The sequence below is a fragment of the Nocardia sp. NPDC052112 genome, assembly GCF_040680135.1.
In the GTDB taxonomy this organism is placed as follows: Bacteria; Actinomycetota; Actinomycetes; order Mycobacteriales; family Mycobacteriaceae; genus Nocardia.
Map to the genome: position 1 here is coordinate 83,539 of NZ_JBFAWD010000020.1, position 15,740 is coordinate 99,278.

Here is a 15,740-nt window from a genome sequence, read left to right on the forward strand (position 1 = left end):
CGGGAGCGCAGCGAGCGAGCCATGTCACAGTCGTGCACGCACGCGCCGGAGCTGAGCGCCGGCGAGGTGGAGGCTGTTCGGGAGCGCAGCGAGCGAGCCATGTCACAGTCGTGCACGCACGCGCCGGAGCCGAGCGCCAGCGAGGCGGAGGCGTGAGCGTGCAGCCCGAAGAGGTCGATCGACGCTGGGGCGAACCCGCGGTCCGCACCGGATTCGCGCCCGCCCAGGCCGATCCCGTCGTCCCGCTGATGAATATCGCGAATGTGCTGACCATGCTGCGCATCGCGCTGGTGCCGCTGTTCGTGCTCGCGCTGTTCACTGGCGGCGGCCAGGAGACCGGCTGGCGGATCGCGGCCGCCGCACTGTTCGGCATCGCCGCGATCACCGATCGCTTCGACGGGCAATTGGCACGCAAATACGGCCTGGTCACCGATTTCGGCAAACTCGCCGATCCGATCGCGGACAAGGCGCTGATCGGTTCGGCGGTGATCGGGCTTTCGATGCTCGGCGATCTCGCGTGGTGGATCACCCTGGTCATCTGCGGTCGTGAGATCGGGATCACGTTGCTGCGGCTGGTGGTGGTGCGGCGCGGGGTGATTCCGGCCGGACGGGGGGGCAAATTGAAGACGCTGGTGCAGTCCGTCGCGATCGCCGTACTGCTGTTGCCGCTGCACGGCGGATTCGCCACGGCGGGCATGGCATTGATGTATGTGGCCGTCGCACTGACGGTCATCACCGGTCTGGACTATGTGGGGCAGGCGGCGCGGGTGTGGCTCGCGGGAGGTCCGGGCCGGACGCGCGGCGCATGACCGATCCGTTGACAACCGGAGCGCCCGTCGTCGAATTGGTCCGTGAGCTGGGTATCGCGCAGCAGACGGTGGCGACCGCGGAATCACTGACCGCGGGTCTGCTCGCGGCGACTATCGCCGGGGTTCCGGGTGCGAGTGCGGTGCTGCGCGGCGGACTGGTCGTCTACGCGACGGAACTCAAGCACAGCCTCGCCGGTGTCAGTGACGAAGTGCTCGCGACCGAGGGACCGGTCGCCGCGAGCACCGCCGAGGAGTTGGCCGTCGGTGCGCGGCTGCGCTGCGGCGCGGATTGGGGAATCGGATTGACCGGCGTCGCCGGACCCGAATCCCAAGGTGGGCATGCCGTCGGCACGGTCTTCTTGGGACTGGCAGGGCCCGGACATACCGAGGTCATGCGGCTGAAACTGGACGGTGACCGGTGGGCGATCCGAATCGGCGCTACCCACAGCGCGGTACGGGAGTTGCGTCGTATCGTGGGAGGCGACCACTAGCCGGGTGCTTCGGCGCCTGGTTTGCCACCGCGGGAACCAACCGGCCCCTGTTCGACGTTGTGCCAGAAAGGACGGCGTGCGCAGCGCTGGTAGGCGCCCCGCGGACCCGGTTACTGGGAGCTAAGGAGAACGACATGACGCTGCTGCGAGAGGCGATCGGGGACAGTCTGCGGCGTGCTCGTCTCGCCCAGAACCGGACCCTGCGTGAGGTCTCCACCTCGGCGCGCGTGAGCCTGGGATATCTGTCGGAGGTCGAGCGTGGCCGCAAAGAGGCCTCCAGCGAACTGCTCGCCGCCATCTGCGCGGCCCTGGATGTGCCGCTGTCGCGGGTGCTGTGGGATGTGAGCACGATCATGGCCGGTGCCGACGGACTGCCCGCCGCCGCGCCCGCCCAGACCGTCGACGCGCCCGAGGCCGAGCGGACCGCCGCGGCCGAGCCGGCCGAGGCCACACCGGAGCCCGCGACCGCGACGATGTCGGTGGCCGGTGCTCGCCCGCAGATCGCCGAGGACACCCGGATCGTCATTCCAGCGCCCAAGGCCGACATGCTGGTCCTGGTGAAAAGCAACTGATCGACGGACGAGAGGTGGCGTCCGCGGCCGACGCTGCGCACCGGTGCCGAAAGCGGATAGATTCTGTACAGGCGTCGGTTGGGCCGGGTTCGCCCGGCCCGGGTGCCACATGGTGGAGGATAGGCACATATCGGGTGCGTGACGGTCGCGCACTAGAGTCGCGGTAAAGCGCGGCGCATCTTATGGAGGCGGGATCAATCGATGGCTAATCCGTTCGTCAAGGCCTGGAAATATCTGATGGCCCTCTTCGATTCGAAGATCGAGGAGCATGCGGATCCGAAGGTCCAGATTCAGCAGGCTATCGAGGAAGCTCAGCGTCAGCATCAGGCCCTCTCGCAGCAGGCCGCATCGGTCATCGGCAACCAGCGTCAGCTGGAGATGAAGCTGAACCGTCAGCTCGACGATGTCGAGAAGCTCAATGCCAACGCGCGTCAGGCGGTCCTGCTGGCCGACCAGGCCGCCGCGGCCGGTGATACCGAGAAGGCGATCCAGTACACCAACGCCGCTGAGGCATTCGCCGCGCAGTTGGTCACCGCCGAGCAGGCCGTCGAGGACCTCAAGGTGCTGCACGACCAGTCGCTGCAGGCGGCCGCGCAGGCCAAGAAGGCGGTCGAGCAGAACGCGATGCTCTTGCAGCAGAAGGTCGCCGAGCGCACCAAGCTGCTCAGCCAGCTGGAGCAGGCCAAGATGCAGGAGCAGGTCTCGGCATCGCTGCAGCAGATGGATTCGACGCTGTCCGCGCCCGGCACCACGCCGAGCCTGGATGCCGTGCGCGAGAAGATCGAGCGCCGCTACGCGAATGCGCTGGGTGCCGCCGAACTCGCGGGCAATTCGGTGCAGGGCCGGATGCTCGAGGTGCAGCAGGCCAGCATCCAGATGGCCGGACACAGCAAGCTCGAGCAGATCCGCGCCTCGATGCGCGGTGATGCGCTGCCCGCCGGTGGTGCGACCGCGCCGGCGATCAATCCGGGTGCGGCGCAGGCGAATCCGGCGCAGCCGCAGCCGCAGATGAACAAGGGTCAGACCGCGCAGCAGTAGCCCGTCGTTCGAGGTAGATACAGCGTTCGAAGTAATTACAGTTCGGCGAGGACTGGTTCGGTGGAAGACAAGGCACGGGTACCTGGCGGGTCGGCCGTCGGTCATGCTCGGGCCCTGCCTGTCCGGCCACCGTTGGTCGCGCCGAACGCGTGCCCTGGAGGAGAGCGATGAGCCCGCAGGGACCTCGCGAACAAGGTAAGGGTGGCGGTCGTCGTCGCGGTGCCGCGCTGGTACGCGCACAGGCGGCTCTGGCACCACAGCCGGGGAGCCTGCCCGAAAGCCTGCGCGAGGTCGGCGAACATGCGCTGGTGGCGGTGCGGCGCTGGGCGGATCCGCGTGAGCGGGAGTTGCGCAAGCGTCGCCGGGCTCGCCGCCGCAGCTTCCAATTGGGCACGGTCGGCGGTCTCACCACCGCGGGAACCGTTGGGTTGATGGTGATTTCGGCACCGGTGTGGGCCGTGGTCGTGGTCGGCGGGGGAGCGGTGGCACTGGTCACCGGCACCGCGCTGAGCGCCCGCCGCTACCTCCGAATGCGCGGCGCGCCGCTGCCGCAGGCGGTCTTCATGCCGCGCAAACAGCCACCGCCGTGGTCCTGCGCGCGTGGGCCGATTTCTCGCCTGGTTCGCGCGGAGAAGGCATTACATGGGCTCGGCACGCAGATCGCCCGCTCGAATCGCCTCCCCGAAGACGAACTCGTCGACATGATCGAAACCGCGGGCTCGGGTGCGGCCGCACTGCACGCGCTGGCCGCCGATATCACCGCGATGGAACAGGCACTCGGCGCCATAGGCCGCTCGAAATCTGTTGCTGCCGTTGGTCTTACCGAGAATATGCAATTCGCGCTCGGCCGCCTCGATAGCGGCGTCGCCGAGTACGAACAGGTGGTCGCCGCGGCCGGGCGGATTCTCGCGGTTCCCGAAAGCGCGGTGCTGCGGCACAATTTCGACACCATCGTCGCCGATCTGCGCGATGCGGCCGACCGCCTCGATGGGTGGGCGCAAGCCCTCACCGAGGTGGCCGACCAGCACGCACCCACTTCCCTGCCCCCACAGCGGAGCTGACCAGCGAACACCGTGCTCTCGGCCCCCGCGGGGCCGAGGCAATGCCGGGCGATAGCGCCGCTGCCGCAATGCAGCTGGTCACATCGCCGCCATCGAACAATAGCTCTGAAACGGCTGCCTCTTACGTGCCGCCTGCGCCGCGGTGCCCCAGGCGCCGCCCGCACGCGGTCAGTGCCAGCACACCGTGCCCCTGTGCACGGGTGTTCGTGTCGATCCGTGACGGATCGACCGAGGTACGTCCGGCAATGAGCATCGGTCTTACTGTGTCGGGAATCCCGTCCTGCTGCTGGCACCCGTCGCGGGCCGAGCGGTCTTCGATCTCGGTCGAGTCGAACGGCAGGCCGTTCTCCGCCGCATGTCCCTGGCCGACCCGAATCGGGTCGGCATGTTCGTTGCGGTCACGGTAGTAGTAGCGCATGACCTCGCCGTGCTCTGCCAGGCACCAGCCCCACCAGTCACCGCAGCCGCTTTCGTAGTTCTGGCCGTACCAATGCGCCTGCCCGAACCGCTCACTCAGCGCCGCACAGCGGGCCTGCCGTTCCTGGTGCTCGCGTCCGTCCGGGGTGTAGTCGGCATCGATGTCGAGCATCCGGCTCATCTCATGATCGTGGCGATCGAGTTCCTCGGCGGCCACGGATGTGCCGAACACCAGGATCCAGCCTTCGAGCACCGGACTCACATACATCCGCGCGCAATCGGCATGTTCTTCGTAAGCGGTGCGGCTGTGTCTCGAGTCGTGGCCCCGCCAGATGTCGGTACCTATCGACCAGGTCACCGCAACCGGATCGGACAACTCGAACGCCTCCAGTACCGCGGCCCGGTCCGTGGTTCGGACGGCATACCATCCATCTTGCGGGACAAAGGGTTCGGGAACATCTGCCGCGATCTTGGCCCGCATCCATCGGGCCAGCACCGCCAGGTCGCGTGGTTCGGGTGTATCCCAGCCGATCTGGGTGAGCGCCGCCAGCGCATACCGCCGCTCGGGCATCCGAGAGTCTCGGACCCGGCGCAGCAACGGCACCGCGGACCGACCCAGGCGACCGAACGCGCTGATCGCCTCGTCACGCACCCGCTGTTCCGGATCCGCGAGTAGCGGTACCAGCAAGGGCGCATATTCACGACGGCGGCGGTAGCCGAGTACGAAGGCGCTGTCCGCGCGTACCTTCGGATCCTCAATGCAGACCATCTCGAGCGCGTATCTCGCGGTGTCCGACGCTGCCGCGATATCCAATACCTGACAGCACAACTCGACGGCGTCCGGGGTCTCCGCAATCGCAAGTTGCTCGATCACCGCGCGGTAGGCAACCGGTCCGAACCGCCGCAGCACCGCGATACCGCCCACACGGTCGACCCGAGCGGCTGGATCCAGCAGCTCCCACAGTATCGGCTCGATCAGATCATCACCTGCGGCCACTATCGTCTCGACTGCTTTCGCGCGGAGATCAGCATCGGCAAGCCCGACTACAGCAGCTGGTAGCTCCATGCATCCGTTCCTACCATTCACCGCGGCCGAACTCGACAATCTGCAGCCGACCCCGAGTAGTGATCGAGCCACTTCGAAATACGCGCTAGGTGCGTGGGCGTGGGCGGTCCTCGGCGGCCGATGCGCTGATGGCCGGCGGTTCCGGTGTCGCAGGGATGTTGGATTCCGTTTCGGCAGACTGGGTTTCCGGTTCGTTCGTATCCTGATCCGATTCCGATTTGCGGTCGGTCCGCACCCATGGGCTGGGGCGTGTGGTGGTCGGTGCCGTCACCTTGGGTGGGCGGATCGACCGGCGGGTGGTCGACCAAGGGGAGGTGACCGGCTTGCGGTCGGTCAGCTCGAGCTCGGTCGGTCGGTCGGCAGCGGGACGAGATATCTTGCGCGCAGCCGGTTTACCGGAGGTCGGGCGGGGAGCCGATGCCCCGGGGGCGGCCGTCCATGGGGTCGCCGGTTCCGACTGGCCCGTCGGTCCGACGGCTTGTGGCACGAAGTGGGCTGACCCGCTGGCAGTTGTTGCGCCGAGATCGCTGTCTGCTCGGCTGCCGAGTGTGATCGGGCCGGATTCGTGGGTATCGATACGACCGTCGGGTTGCCCGACCGACTGGGATGCGGCCGCCGAGGGCTCGGTCGCCGGGGAGTCTGTCGTACCGCCGCGAAGAGATATCTGCTCATTCGGTGTCGAATCCTCGACTCCGCCCGGTGTGGTTGCGCCCGCCATCTCACCGGTTGGCGCACTCATCGGATTCGAGAGACCTGCTCGGGACGCCGATGCGGTGTCCGCCGTGTTCGGGTGCTGGCCATCCCTGACTTTGGCTGGGTTTTCGGCACCGGGGGCGGGTTTGTCGGAGATCTCGTGACCGGCATTGGTTGCCCGGACGTCTGCTGGACCTGGATGGTTGGCGGTCGACCCGTCGGCCGACCGGTGCGGCGAGTCGACACCACTCGTAGGAAACGGTCGGTCGAAATCGGTTCGGGTCGATGGCAGATCGCTTGCGCCGCGCTCAGGAACATCCGAGTTGTCGGGAGCGTCGGGGCCCTTGGTGGTGAAGTCGAGCTTCGAGACCTGATCGCGGAAGTTCTCGGCATGGCGCATGAGGTCGTTGGCGTGCTCTTCGAGCAGGTTGGAGTAACGCAGCACTTCATCGGGTTCGATGTGCAGCGGCAGGTCGGCCGAACCGCGTGCTGGCGGAACTCCCAACGCATCGCTCGCCGCGTCATAGACGACGCCTTTGATGATGTCGTCGATGGTGTGTTCGAGCGGTTCGATGGCCTTCATGGCCACCTCGGCGATCAGATATGCGATCAGATTCTGCTGCATCTGATCGCATATCCGGCGCGCCGCGGTGGCCAGCAGGGGAGCGGTTGCCGGACCCGCGGGCGTCGCGATGATGGCGGCGTAACTCAGTGCCAGCGCCGCCAGCTCGGTGAGTACCGCAACCTTCACGACGGTGATCACATCGGCGGCGATATCCAGTGCCCCGGCCACCACCTTGCAGGCCGTGTCGAGATCCGCCATGTGGGTCCTACTCATATGCGCCCAGACCGAGATCAACTGTTCGTACGCATACCCCGAATAGACCGATCCCATATCCTTGATGGCACCGGTGGCGGATTCGTGTGTCTGCTGGACATTCCCGGCGAATTCGCGAACGTGCTCGCCGAGCCTCCGCACATCATCTTCGTTGATGTCCGGATACGGAATACCGCATAAATTCAGGAAGAGTGCTGCCTCGTGCGGCATTTCGATAGGCATCTACACCACCCGAACCTTGCGGACCCATACATGTCTATACCGCGGACCCCCGGTTGATATCCAGGAGATCCGTCCGGTTCTCCGCCCAAATCTCCCACAGTTCGTCCGGGCTGTTCTCATCCGCGAACTCGGCTTCCTGTCGCGTTATGGGCAGGAGGGTGATCAGTTGCAGCACCGGCTTCCCGTCGGAATTGCGCAACAGGTCGAATTCGTCACCGAAAAAGGGGCTGGGATAGCCCAGGACACCATGAATTTTCGTCTCCGTGATCAATGGGGTGTCATTGACCAGAATGGAATCGTACTCTATTCCCCGCTGATTTCGCAATATCAGATCAGCGATAATTCCGACAATGTAGTGGGAAAATCCTTCTTGTCCGGTATTCAATGTGCAGACAAGTTCCTCGGGCAATAGTGACGGCATTTCATGAAAACGCAAGCCGTTGGTGATCACCGACGTGACCGGATGTTCGTCGTTATCGTAGAAGATGAGGTCGTAGCCCCGGTTCCGGCCCTCGATCTCGGCCGGTTCGGCGTAGCGAAATTTTCCGAGATGCTCGCTGTTGTGCTCGAGCAGATTCGGGAATTGGCTTGCTGAGGTCAAGAGTTACCCTTCGCTTATGCCGGATGTCCAGGAGTTGTCGCGCCGATCATACCGCTACCGGCAGCCTCGCTGACGCACGATCATGGGCCGCTTCCCGGCTTTTTGAGCCCTTTGACAATCGTCGTGGGGTCGGGTGCTCCTGGTAGCGGCGGATATTTCTCGGCCAGTTGGGCGTAGATACCGTAACCCGGTTCCGTGGACTCGTGGCCGTGACCTCGATTCGCGCTCCGCTCCTCGAAGCGAAATTCGGGCAGGTTGACGTACGCATCCTTGTAGCCTGCCTCGTCGATCTTGTGGTAAATCGCGAATTGCTGCAAGCGCCAATTTTCGCCACCTTCGGGGTGGCCTATGTCGGCCTTGTAGGGCGCTGGCTTGGTGAATGCTTCATTACCATTGACGACGGATGCCTCGGTCGGGCCGACCTCGTTCTTCGCCTTCCATTCCTTATACGATTCCGGCGCCGCAGCCTTCTTTGCGTGGCCCTTATTGTTGAGCTCGAAATACTGGGGTTCACCATTGGGCTTCCGTATCACATCGACCGGAACCTTCGTCGTATCGCAAAGCAACCTGCCGTCGGCCAGCTGCTCCGCATTCTTGAACACATCATTCTTGGTTTTGGCGGGAAAACCCGGGCGTTTATTCTCGTATACCCAGTCGTTGAGCTTTCCGGTGATATGCGCCGGTTTGCTGTTTATCGGACTCGCCGGCGGTGTGCCGGTACGCGCTTTCCACCTGAACTGATCCGGAGTTTTCAGCTGATCGTAGTGAATATACTGTAAGTTGCCGGTACGCAGTTCCGTGACCGTATTTACCAGGGGTTTTCGTATGGCAGGTGTGACCTCGTCGAGGCCCTTCACCAGGCGCAACCCCAGCAATACCATCTCGTCGGCTATCATAATTAGCCGCCCAAGAGTGCCTGAATATTTTCCATGTTACTGTCCCCTCCGATCGGCGCGGTCGCCGAGTCTCCGTCAGCAATCGACGTAGATTATCAACTTTCAACTTCGAGTTGCCGAACATAATAGAATACATCTGATAGAGGAATTTCCCACTCTTGGGAAGTGTCCTCCGGTTTGCTTGTCCAGGTCGACTCTTGCTCGCCCGAGCAAAGCGATCTATGGTTTGCTCATGCAAGCAAGAAGTAGGTCAGCCAAGCAAGACGAGCGGACCTTCACCGAGACCGCGCGTCGCGCGCAGATTGTGAACGCGGCGATCGCGGTGGTCGCCGAGCACGGCTATCCGAATGCCTCGTTCGCGAAGATCGCCGAACAGGCGGGGCTGAGCAGCACCGGCTTGATCTCCTACCACTTCCGGGGCAAGGATGATCTGATCCGTGCGGTTGTCGCCGAAATCATGCGCGTGGCTTTGGAATTCGTGAGCAACAAGCTCGACGGAGAGGTCGACTACACGACTCGGCTGCGCCTGCACTTCGCCGCCAATCTGGCACTGCTGGACGAGTACCCCGGACATCTGCGGGCGTTGTCCAGCATTATCGCGAATGCGCCTACGGGTGATCCGCAGGCATTCGGTCTAGGTGAGCATCTGGCCGATTTCGGCCGTATCCAAGAGGAGCGCATCCGAGATGCGCAGCGGGCCGGGGTGTTTCGTGACTTCGATCCCAAGATCATGGTCATGGCCATGCGGGGTGCACTCGATGCGGCCATCGCCCGCGCCTCGGTCGACCCCGACTTCGATACCGCGGCCTGCGCCCGCGAACTGGCCGACCTCTTCGACTATGCCACTCGCAAGCAGTCCTGATCCCGACCGGAGTCGAATCATGAATCAACAGCAGACGATTGCAACCGACCGCACCCCGCGGCAGAAACGTGCCGCAGTGCGCCGCCACCTCGCGCGTCAGTTGACTGTCGAACTGGTACTCCCGCTCGGGGGTTACTACGCATTGCGTGCGGCCGGAGTGAATCCGTGGCTGGCGCTGGTCGCGCCCGCCCTGCTCACCGTGCCGTTCCTCGCCCACGGCGCGCTACGGAAGCGTCGCATCGACATGGTCGCACTGTTCACGCTCAGCATGATCGTGGTGGGGACGGCGATGTCGATGGTGACCGGTGATCCGCGCACGCTGTTGGTGCGCGACAGTTGGATCTTCGGCGCGCTGGGTTTGTGGGTGCTGGCCACGCTGCTCACCGAGCATCCCTTCATGCGCAGTGCCGCCAGGACGATTGTCACCGTGAAGGTCGGCGAAGAAGGCTATCGGCAGTGGGATGCCCGCTGGGACAGCGACTCTCGGTTTCGCGGCCAGCTGCGGGTGCTGACCGCGGTGTGGGGTCTCGGCTTCGCGCTCGATGCCGTGGTGCGGGTTGTGCTCGCCTACGCGCTCCCGGTCGATTCGGTGCCACTGGTGAGCACCGTGCAGTGGCTCGTCGTCCTCGGTGGCCTCTTCGCCTTCCAATACTTCTACGTAACCAGACACGGGCTGAAGGTCTGAGTACCGACGAATCCCCCGGCTGACCGTGCGCGATGGTCTTGCCGGGGTTCTCTGCTGTCCGGAGGCCCGATCGCGCCAATATGCAACCAATGGTTGCGCTATCGAAGGTGGTCGGCTAGCGTGATGTGCAACCAAATGTTGCACATGGAGGAAGCGTATGGAGTACGGCAGCATCGAACGCGAGATCTACGTCGACGCCTCGCCCGAGGTGGTTTTCGAGGTGGTCAGCAGTCCGGCACATATCAGCGAATGGTGGTCCGACGCGGCCGATTTCGAGGCGACTCCCGGTGCGGTCGGCGAGCTCGTCTTCGGCGACCGCGAACACGTCGCTCCGATCACCGTGGTGACCGTCGAGCGGCCACGGCTGTTCTCGTTCCGCTGGTGCTATCCGGCGGGGTCGGCCGACCTCGCCGACTCGCTACTGGTCATCTTCGAGCTCACCCCGTCGGGCGCGGGCACCAGGATTCGGCTCACCGAGACCGGGTTTCGCGAGATGGGTTGGGAGGCGGCGAAGTTGGAAGAGGTCTACAACGACCACGTCGCCGGTTGGGACAGGTTCGTTCCGCAACTCGGCGAGTACATCGCGCGGCTGGTGTCGACCCCGTGACCAGCACCGTCGACGACGATCTGTGGTCCGCGGTCGGGGATCCGACCCGTCGGCGGATGCTCGACCTGCTCTTGGCGGCCGGTGCCGGCACGGCCACCAGCCTCAGCGAGCAGCTGCCCGTGACACGGCAGGCCATCGCGAAACATCTGGGTGTGCTCGACCGCGTCGGTCTGGTACACGCCACGCCCGCGGGGCGGGAGCGGAGGTATCGGGTGGATGAGGCACAGCTGGCCCGCGCGGTCGCGCAATTGTCCTCGGTCGGGGCGGCGTGGGACGCCAGGCTCCGGCGCATCAAGCGGATCGCCGAGGCGATTCAGCGCACAAAAGATCAGCAGCAGTGAAAATCCGACACCGGGAAGAGGATCGAAAATGGTAGACATCCTGCACAGAATCGCGATCGAAGCATCTACGGCCGAGGTCTATACGGCCCTGACTACCGTCGAAGGGCTCGCAGGCTGGTGGGCGACCAACACCCAGGGCAAGGGCAATGACGTCGGTGGCGAACTCCAATTCCGTTTCGATGCCGGTGGATTCGATATAAAGGTTCTGGAGCTCGACCCGGGCAAGCGTGTGCTGTGGGAAGTGATCGAAGGCCCCGAAGAGTGGATCGGCACGCACGTGGACTGGAGCCTCCAGCAGGTCGAGGACTACGCCGTCGTGCTCTTCGAACACGAAGGCTGGAAGGAGCCGGTGGAATTCATGCACCACTGCAGCACCAAGTGGGCGGTCTTCCTGTTGAGCCTGAAGTCGTTGGTGGAGACCGGAAAAGGTGCGCCGGATCCGCACGACGTCAAGATCGACAACTGGAACTGACGCAGTAGTTTCCAATCACCTGAACGACGCGGCGCACCCGAATCGGACAGGCGATCACCATGCACCGGCGTTCGGTCTCGGGGCCGGTGCATGGTAACCGCGGCGATCAGGAGTGGATGGTGTGTTCGGCGACGGTCCAGGCGCGGGCTTGATCGCTGAGGGTGATGCCGAGACCGGGGCGTCCGGACAGGTGCATGCGGCCGTCGGTGATGTCGAGGCGCTCGTCGAAGAGGGGATCGAACCATTCGAAGTGTTCGACCCAGGGTTCTCTGGGGTACGCGGCGGCGAGGTGGATGTGGATTTCCATCGCGAAATGTGGTGCCAGTTGCAGGTTCTGGCTGTCGGCTAGGGCCATCACCTTCAGGAATTGGGTGATGCCGCCGACGCGTGGTGCGTCCGGCTGCACGATGTCGGCGCCGTGGGCGGCGATGAGTTGGGTGTGTTCGGCGACGCTGGTCAGCATCTCACCGGTGGCGATCGCGGTGTCGAATGCGGTGGCGAGTTGGGCGTGGCCGTCGAAGTCGTAGGCGTCGAGGGGTTCTTCGATCCACACCAGGTTGAACGGTTCGAAGGCCCGGCACATGCGGCGGGCGGTCGGACGGTCCCACTGCTGGTTGGCATCGACCATCAACGGCACTCGGTCGCCGAGTTTTTCGCGCACCGCGGTGAGGCGGGCGAGATCGACGGCGTTGTCTGGGTGTCCGACCTTGATTTTGATGCCACCGATGCCGTGTTCCAACGATGCCGTGGCACGGTCGAGGACCTCTTCGATGGGGGCGTGCAGGAAGCCGCCGGAGGTGTTGTAGCAGCGCACCGAATCACGGTGGGCGCCTAGCAGTTTCGCCAGTGGCAACCCGGCCCGTTTGGCCTTCAGATCCCACAGGGCGACGTCGAAGGCGGCGATCGCCTGCACCGACAGCCCACTGCGACCGACCGAAGCGCCCGCCCACATGAGCTTGTCCCAGATCTTGGCGATATCGCTGGGGTCCTCACCCAGCAGCACGGGCGCTATCTCGCGGGCATGTGCGAACTGGCCCGGTCCGCCCGCGCGTTTGGAATAGCTGATGCCGATACCTTCGAGCCCGGCCTCGGTGCTGATCTCGGCGACGAGCACGGCGACTTCGGTCATGGGCTGCTGCCGACCGGTCAGCACCTTGGCATCGCTGATGCCGGTGGGCAAGGGCACGGTGACCGACGAAACCTTCACGCCGGTGATCCGGTCGAGGATGGGTGAATCCATGGTGGGAGTCCTTCGGGTCAGGCGATTGTCTTCACGAGGGCGGTCAACTCGGCCAGTTCGGCCTCGGTGAGGTCGGTGAGCGGCGGGCGGACCCGGCTGGATGGTCTGCCGACGGCGGTGAGCCCGGCCTTGATGATCGATACCGCGTAGCCGGGTCGGCGGTCGCGGATGTCGAGGTAGGGGATGACAAAGTCGCGCAGATGCGCGTAGACGGTCGCGCGATCGCGGGCGCGGACCGCGCGATAGAAATCGAGCGCGAATTCGGGGGCGAAATTGAAGATCGCCGAGGAATAGGTGGTCACACCCATCTCGGTGTAGGGGAGTGCGAAGGTTTCCGCGGTGGGCAGGCCGCCGATGTAGGTCAGCCGGTCGCCCATCCGGGCGTATATCCGCGTCATCGACTCGATGTTGCCGACGCCGTCCTTGAAACCGATGAGGTTCGGGCTGCGCTCGGCCATCCGTGCCACGGTCACATCGTCACAGGCGGCATTGGCGCGGCTGTAGAAGATCACCCCGAGCGAGGTCGCCGCACATACCTGGGCCACATGTTCGACCAGGCCGTCCGGTGCTGCTTCCACGAGATACGGCGGCAGTAGCAGGATTCCGTCCGCCCCCGCCGCCTCGGCCGCCCGCGCTTGTTCCACCGCCATTCTGGTGCCCGCCGTCGCGGGCGCGATCACCGGAACCCGTCCGGCGGTCTCGGCTACCGCGGCGCGCACCACGCGATCGATCTCCGCGCTGGTCAGGGCGAAGCCTTCGCCCGTGCCACCGGCGGCGAACAGGCCCGCGACCTCATATCGGGACAGCCAGCCGATGTGCTCCCGATAGGCTCGCTCGTCGAAGTTCAGTTCGGCGTCGAAATGGGTGACCGGGAAGGAGAGCAATCCGCGCCCTAGCGCGGGTCCCAATTCCTCGGCGGATAGCTGCGACACGGGTATCCTCCTGGCAACGGAAATTGCTGATTTCTCTGGAGATTAGGTCCGGCGCCCGATGCCGGTCCAACACTGTTTGGAAATCAACCGATACTCGAATGGCATCGGTTCCCGACTATGCCGGGTTCGATCGGCGCACTCTCGTTCGGGTATCGCTCAATACCGAATTGGTGTTCGACGGGTATCGCTTCCGGCCTTTAGCCTCCTTGCACACCCATTGCAGGGTGATCCGGCACACACACACCGCGGCCGGTCACAGGAGGACAGTGATGCTGAAACGTGAGACTATGCCCGCCGACGGCGGCACCCGCGCCGTGGCGGCAGCCACCGAACAGCGGCCCGGTCGTCGCATTCCCACGCGCTATCTGGTGCTCGGGCTGTTGTTCATCATCACCGCCGTCAATTATGCCGATCGCAGCAGCCTGTCGATCACGGGCAGCGCGGTTCGGGCGGATCTCGGATTTTCCACCATCCAGCTCGGCTATATCTTCTCGGCATTCAGCTGGGCCTATGTCGTCGCACAATTGCCCGGCGGGATGCTGCTCGACAGATTCGGCGCCCGGCGGGTCTATGCGGCGAGCCTGGCATTGTGGACGCTGGTCACCGCGGTGACCAGCCTGGTCGGTCTGATCACCACCCCGGTGCTGGTCGCATTGTCGATCGTATTCGGATTGCGATTGCTGCTGGGGGTATTCGAATCACCGGCCTTTCCGGGTAATGCGCGGGTCTCGACCATGTGGTTCCCGACCGCCGAACGTGGCCGGGCAACAGCGGTTTTCAATTCGGCGCAGTATTTCGCGACCGTGATGTTCGCTCCGGTAATGGCCTGGATCACCAACCAGTTCGGCTGGCGCTGGGTATTCGTACTGCTCGGCGTGCTCGGCTTCAGCTTGGCCGTATTCTGGTGGCGCTGGCTGTATCCGCCGCGTGCGCACCGCCGCGTCACCCAGGCCGAACTCGACACGATCGTCTCCGGTGGCGCGCTGGTCGACCTCGATACCACCAAGGGCGAGAACGCGACTCGACGCACGCGGCTGGATCGGCGGATGCTCGTGCGTGTCTTCTCCACCCGGCCGCTGTGGGGCGTCTATGTCTTCCAGTACGCGGTCAACGCACTGACCTACTTCTTCATCACCTGGTTTCCGATCTATCTGAACAAAGGCCGCGGCCTTTCGCTGGTGCATGTCGGATTCGTCGCCGCACTGCCCGCGCTGGCGGCCTTCATCGGCGGCCTGGTGGGTGGCATAGTGTCGGATGCTCTGTTGCGTCGTGGCCGTTCACTGACGGCGGCGCGCAAAATCCCGGCCGCCGTTGGCATGCTGCTCGCGACCCTCATCGCACTGTCCAACTTCAGCGACAGCACCACCGTGATCGTGGCGATTTTGACCGTGGCCTTCTTCGGCAAGGGCATCGGCTCCCTCGGCTGGGCAATCACCACGGATATCGCACCGACGCAGGCGGTCAGCTTCGTGAGCTCCACCATGAATGCCTTCGGCAATATCGCGGGCATTGTCACCCCGATCGTCATCGGCTATCTGGTTTCCTCGACCGGCTCGTTCGATACCGCGCTGTGGTTCGTTTCGGCACATGGGCTGCTCGCCGTGGCCGCTCTCGTCGGTATGGGCACCATCCGTCGTATCGAATTCGACGCCTGATCCGTCACCCGGCAACATTCTGAATCGGTGCCGCCGCCCGATTTCACGGGCGGCGCGCCGGCCACGTCGGATCTGCACGTGGCAACCGACGGCCGCTGAGTAGCGGCACCTGCCACGGACATCACACCTCGCGACACGCGGAATGCGTTGGGACACCATCCATCCGGGCCTCGGCATCGAATAACAGGTGATCGATGTGCTGACGCGGGCCGAGGTTGCTCTCGGTAGCCGCGTCATGGAGC

The 15,740-nt window shown here is 64.4% G+C and carries 17 protein-coding genes; 11 read left to right on the forward strand and 6 right to left on the reverse strand.

All coding sequences use genetic code 11. The features are described from left to right. Positions 1 to 152: 152 nt before the first annotated feature. From pgsA to AB0L58_RS31840, 5 genes are all read left to right on the forward strand, one after another. A complete protein-coding gene (gene pgsA, locus AB0L58_RS31820; protein ID WP_364392489.1) occupies positions 153 to 809 on the forward strand; it encodes a CDP-diacylglycerol--glycerol-3-phosphate 3-phosphatidyltransferase in 657 nt (218 codons plus the stop codon). Continuing rightward, complete coding sequence (locus tag AB0L58_RS31825) at positions 806 to 1,300, forward strand: CinA family protein (protein ID WP_364392491.1); 495 nt, start codon at positions 806 to 808, stop codon at positions 1,298 to 1,300. The genes pgsA and AB0L58_RS31825 overlap by 4 nt, the downstream gene beginning before the upstream one ends. A 134-nt stretch (positions 1,301 to 1,434) precedes the next feature. After that, positions 1,435 to 1,872, forward strand: a complete 438-nt coding sequence (locus AB0L58_RS31830; RefSeq protein WP_364392493.1) for a helix-turn-helix transcriptional regulator — start codon at positions 1,435 to 1,437, stop codon at positions 1,870 to 1,872. A gap of 201 nt (positions 1,873 to 2,073) precedes the next feature. After that, positions 2,074 to 2,910 (forward strand): phage shock protein PspA, encoded by an 837-nt coding sequence (gene pspA / locus AB0L58_RS31835; protein ID WP_364392495.1) that lies wholly within the window; start codon positions 2,074 to 2,076, stop codon positions 2,908 to 2,910. 167 nt (positions 2,911 to 3,077) lie between these two features. Beyond that, positions 3,078 to 3,971, forward strand: coding sequence for a hypothetical protein (locus tag AB0L58_RS31840; protein ID WP_364392497.1), 894 nt, complete (start codon positions 3,078 to 3,080; stop codon positions 3,969 to 3,971). A 121-nt stretch (positions 3,972 to 4,092) separates the two neighbouring features. Here AB0L58_RS31840 and AB0L58_RS31845 read toward each other — a convergent pair whose 3' ends face one another. From AB0L58_RS31845 to AB0L58_RS31860, 4 genes are all read right to left on the reverse strand, one after another. Beyond that, the gene (locus AB0L58_RS31845; RefSeq protein ID WP_364392499.1) at positions 4,093 to 5,454 is read right to left on the reverse strand and encodes a HEAT repeat domain-containing protein; all 1,362 of its coding nucleotides are present in this window, start codon (positions 5,452 to 5,454) and stop codon (positions 4,093 to 4,095) included. Between the two features lie 85 nt (positions 5,455 to 5,539). Then, on the reverse strand, positions 5,540 to 7,207 hold the full coding sequence (locus AB0L58_RS31850) for a hypothetical protein (protein ID WP_364392501.1): 1,668 nt from the start codon (positions 7,205 to 7,207) through the stop codon (positions 5,540 to 5,542). A gap of 34 nt (positions 7,208 to 7,241) precedes the next feature. Next, positions 7,242 to 7,808, reverse strand: coding sequence for a suppressor of fused domain protein (locus AB0L58_RS31855; protein ID WP_364392503.1), 567 nt, complete (start codon positions 7,806 to 7,808; stop codon positions 7,242 to 7,244). 80 nt (positions 7,809 to 7,888) lie between these two features. After that, complete coding sequence (locus AB0L58_RS31860) at positions 7,889 to 8,704, reverse strand: GH-E family nuclease (protein WP_364392505.1); 816 nt, start codon at positions 8,702 to 8,704, stop codon at positions 7,889 to 7,891. A gap of 232 nt (positions 8,705 to 8,936) precedes the next feature. Here AB0L58_RS31860 and AB0L58_RS31865 point away from each other — a divergent pair, with 232 nt between their 5' ends. The 5 genes from AB0L58_RS31865 to AB0L58_RS31885 all read left to right on the forward strand — a co-directional run bounded on the left by AB0L58_RS31865 (position 8,937) and on the right by AB0L58_RS31885 (position 11,671). Further along, positions 8,937 to 9,566 (forward strand): TetR/AcrR family transcriptional regulator, encoded by a 630-nt coding sequence (locus tag AB0L58_RS31865; RefSeq protein WP_364392507.1) that lies wholly within the window; start codon positions 8,937 to 8,939, stop codon positions 9,564 to 9,566. Positions 9,567 to 9,585: 19 nt separating this feature from the next. Continuing rightward, entirely contained in the window at positions 9,586 to 10,251 is a 666-nt protein-coding gene (locus AB0L58_RS31870) for a VC0807 family protein (RefSeq protein ID WP_364392509.1), read from the forward strand. Between the two features lie 157 nt (positions 10,252 to 10,408). Then, positions 10,409 to 10,858: an SRPBCC family protein gene (locus AB0L58_RS31875; protein WP_364392511.1), complete on the forward strand. Its 450-nt coding sequence runs from the start codon at positions 10,409 to 10,411 to the stop codon at positions 10,856 to 10,858. Then, positions 10,855 to 11,199: a metalloregulator ArsR/SmtB family transcription factor gene (locus tag AB0L58_RS31880; RefSeq protein ID WP_364392513.1), complete on the forward strand. Its 345-nt coding sequence runs from the start codon at positions 10,855 to 10,857 to the stop codon at positions 11,197 to 11,199. Before AB0L58_RS31875 ends, AB0L58_RS31880 begins: the two co-directional genes overlap by 4 nt. Positions 11,200 to 11,227: 28 nt before the next feature. Continuing rightward, entirely contained in the window at positions 11,228 to 11,671 is a 444-nt protein-coding gene (locus tag AB0L58_RS31885; RefSeq protein WP_364392515.1) for an SRPBCC domain-containing protein, read from the forward strand. A gap of 106 nt (positions 11,672 to 11,777) precedes the next feature. Here the strand turns inward: AB0L58_RS31885 and AB0L58_RS31890 are convergent, their stop codons facing one another. Both AB0L58_RS31890 and kdgD read right to left on the reverse strand, forming a co-directional pair. Next, positions 11,778 to 12,911 (reverse strand): mandelate racemase/muconate lactonizing enzyme family protein, encoded by a 1,134-nt coding sequence (locus AB0L58_RS31890; RefSeq protein ID WP_364392517.1) that lies wholly within the window; start codon positions 12,909 to 12,911, stop codon positions 11,778 to 11,780. 17 nt (positions 12,912 to 12,928) lie between these two features. Beyond that, positions 12,929 to 13,843, reverse strand: a complete 915-nt coding sequence (kdgD, locus tag AB0L58_RS31895; RefSeq protein WP_364392519.1) for a 5-dehydro-4-deoxyglucarate dehydratase — start codon at positions 13,841 to 13,843, stop codon at positions 12,929 to 12,931. A 269-nt stretch (positions 13,844 to 14,112) separates the two neighbouring features. Between kdgD and AB0L58_RS31900 the strand changes: the two genes are divergently transcribed. Further along, positions 14,113 to 15,498, forward strand: a complete 1,386-nt coding sequence (locus tag AB0L58_RS31900) for an MFS transporter (protein WP_364392521.1) — start codon at positions 14,113 to 14,115, stop codon at positions 15,496 to 15,498. The last annotated feature ends 242 nt before the right edge of the window (positions 15,499 to 15,740 follow it).

Bases quoted from the DNA above. Each gene is read 5' to 3' on its own strand.
- AB0L58_RS31900 (WP_364392521.1), top strand. From the start codon at position 14,113: ATGCTGAAACGTGAGACTATGCCCGCCGACGGCGGCACCCGCGCCGTG.
- AB0L58_RS31850 (WP_364392501.1), bottom strand. From the start codon at position 7,207: ATGCCTATCGAAATGCCGCACGAGGCAGCACTCTTCCTGAATTTATGC.
- AB0L58_RS31840 (WP_364392497.1), top strand. From the start codon at position 3,078: ATGAGCCCGCAGGGACCTCGCGAACAAGGTAAGGGTGGCGGTCGTCGT.
- pspA (WP_364392495.1), top strand. From the start codon at position 2,074: ATGGCTAATCCGTTCGTCAAGGCCTGGAAATATCTGATGGCCCTCTTC.
- AB0L58_RS31890 (WP_364392517.1), bottom strand. From the start codon at position 12,911: ATGGATTCACCCATCCTCGACCGGATCACCGGCGTGAAGGTTTCGTCG.
- AB0L58_RS31875 (WP_364392511.1), top strand. From the start codon at position 10,409: ATGGAGTACGGCAGCATCGAACGCGAGATCTACGTCGACGCCTCGCCC.
- AB0L58_RS31825 (WP_364392491.1), top strand. From the start codon at position 806: ATGACCGATCCGTTGACAACCGGAGCGCCCGTCGTCGAATTGGTCCGT.
- AB0L58_RS31870 (WP_364392509.1), top strand. From the start codon at position 9,586: ATGAATCAACAGCAGACGATTGCAACCGACCGCACCCCGCGGCAGAAA.
- AB0L58_RS31830 (WP_364392493.1), top strand. From the start codon at position 1,435: ATGACGCTGCTGCGAGAGGCGATCGGGGACAGTCTGCGGCGTGCTCGT.
- AB0L58_RS31845 (WP_364392499.1), bottom strand. From the start codon at position 5,454: ATGGAGCTACCAGCTGCTGTAGTCGGGCTTGCCGATGCTGATCTCCGC.
- AB0L58_RS31860 (WP_364392505.1), bottom strand. From the start codon at position 8,704: ATGATAGCCGACGAGATGGTATTGCTGGGGTTGCGCCTGGTGAAGGGC.
- AB0L58_RS31885 (WP_364392515.1), top strand. From the start codon at position 11,228: ATGGTAGACATCCTGCACAGAATCGCGATCGAAGCATCTACGGCCGAG.
- AB0L58_RS31865 (WP_364392507.1), top strand. From the start codon at position 8,937: ATGCAAGCAAGAAGTAGGTCAGCCAAGCAAGACGAGCGGACCTTCACC.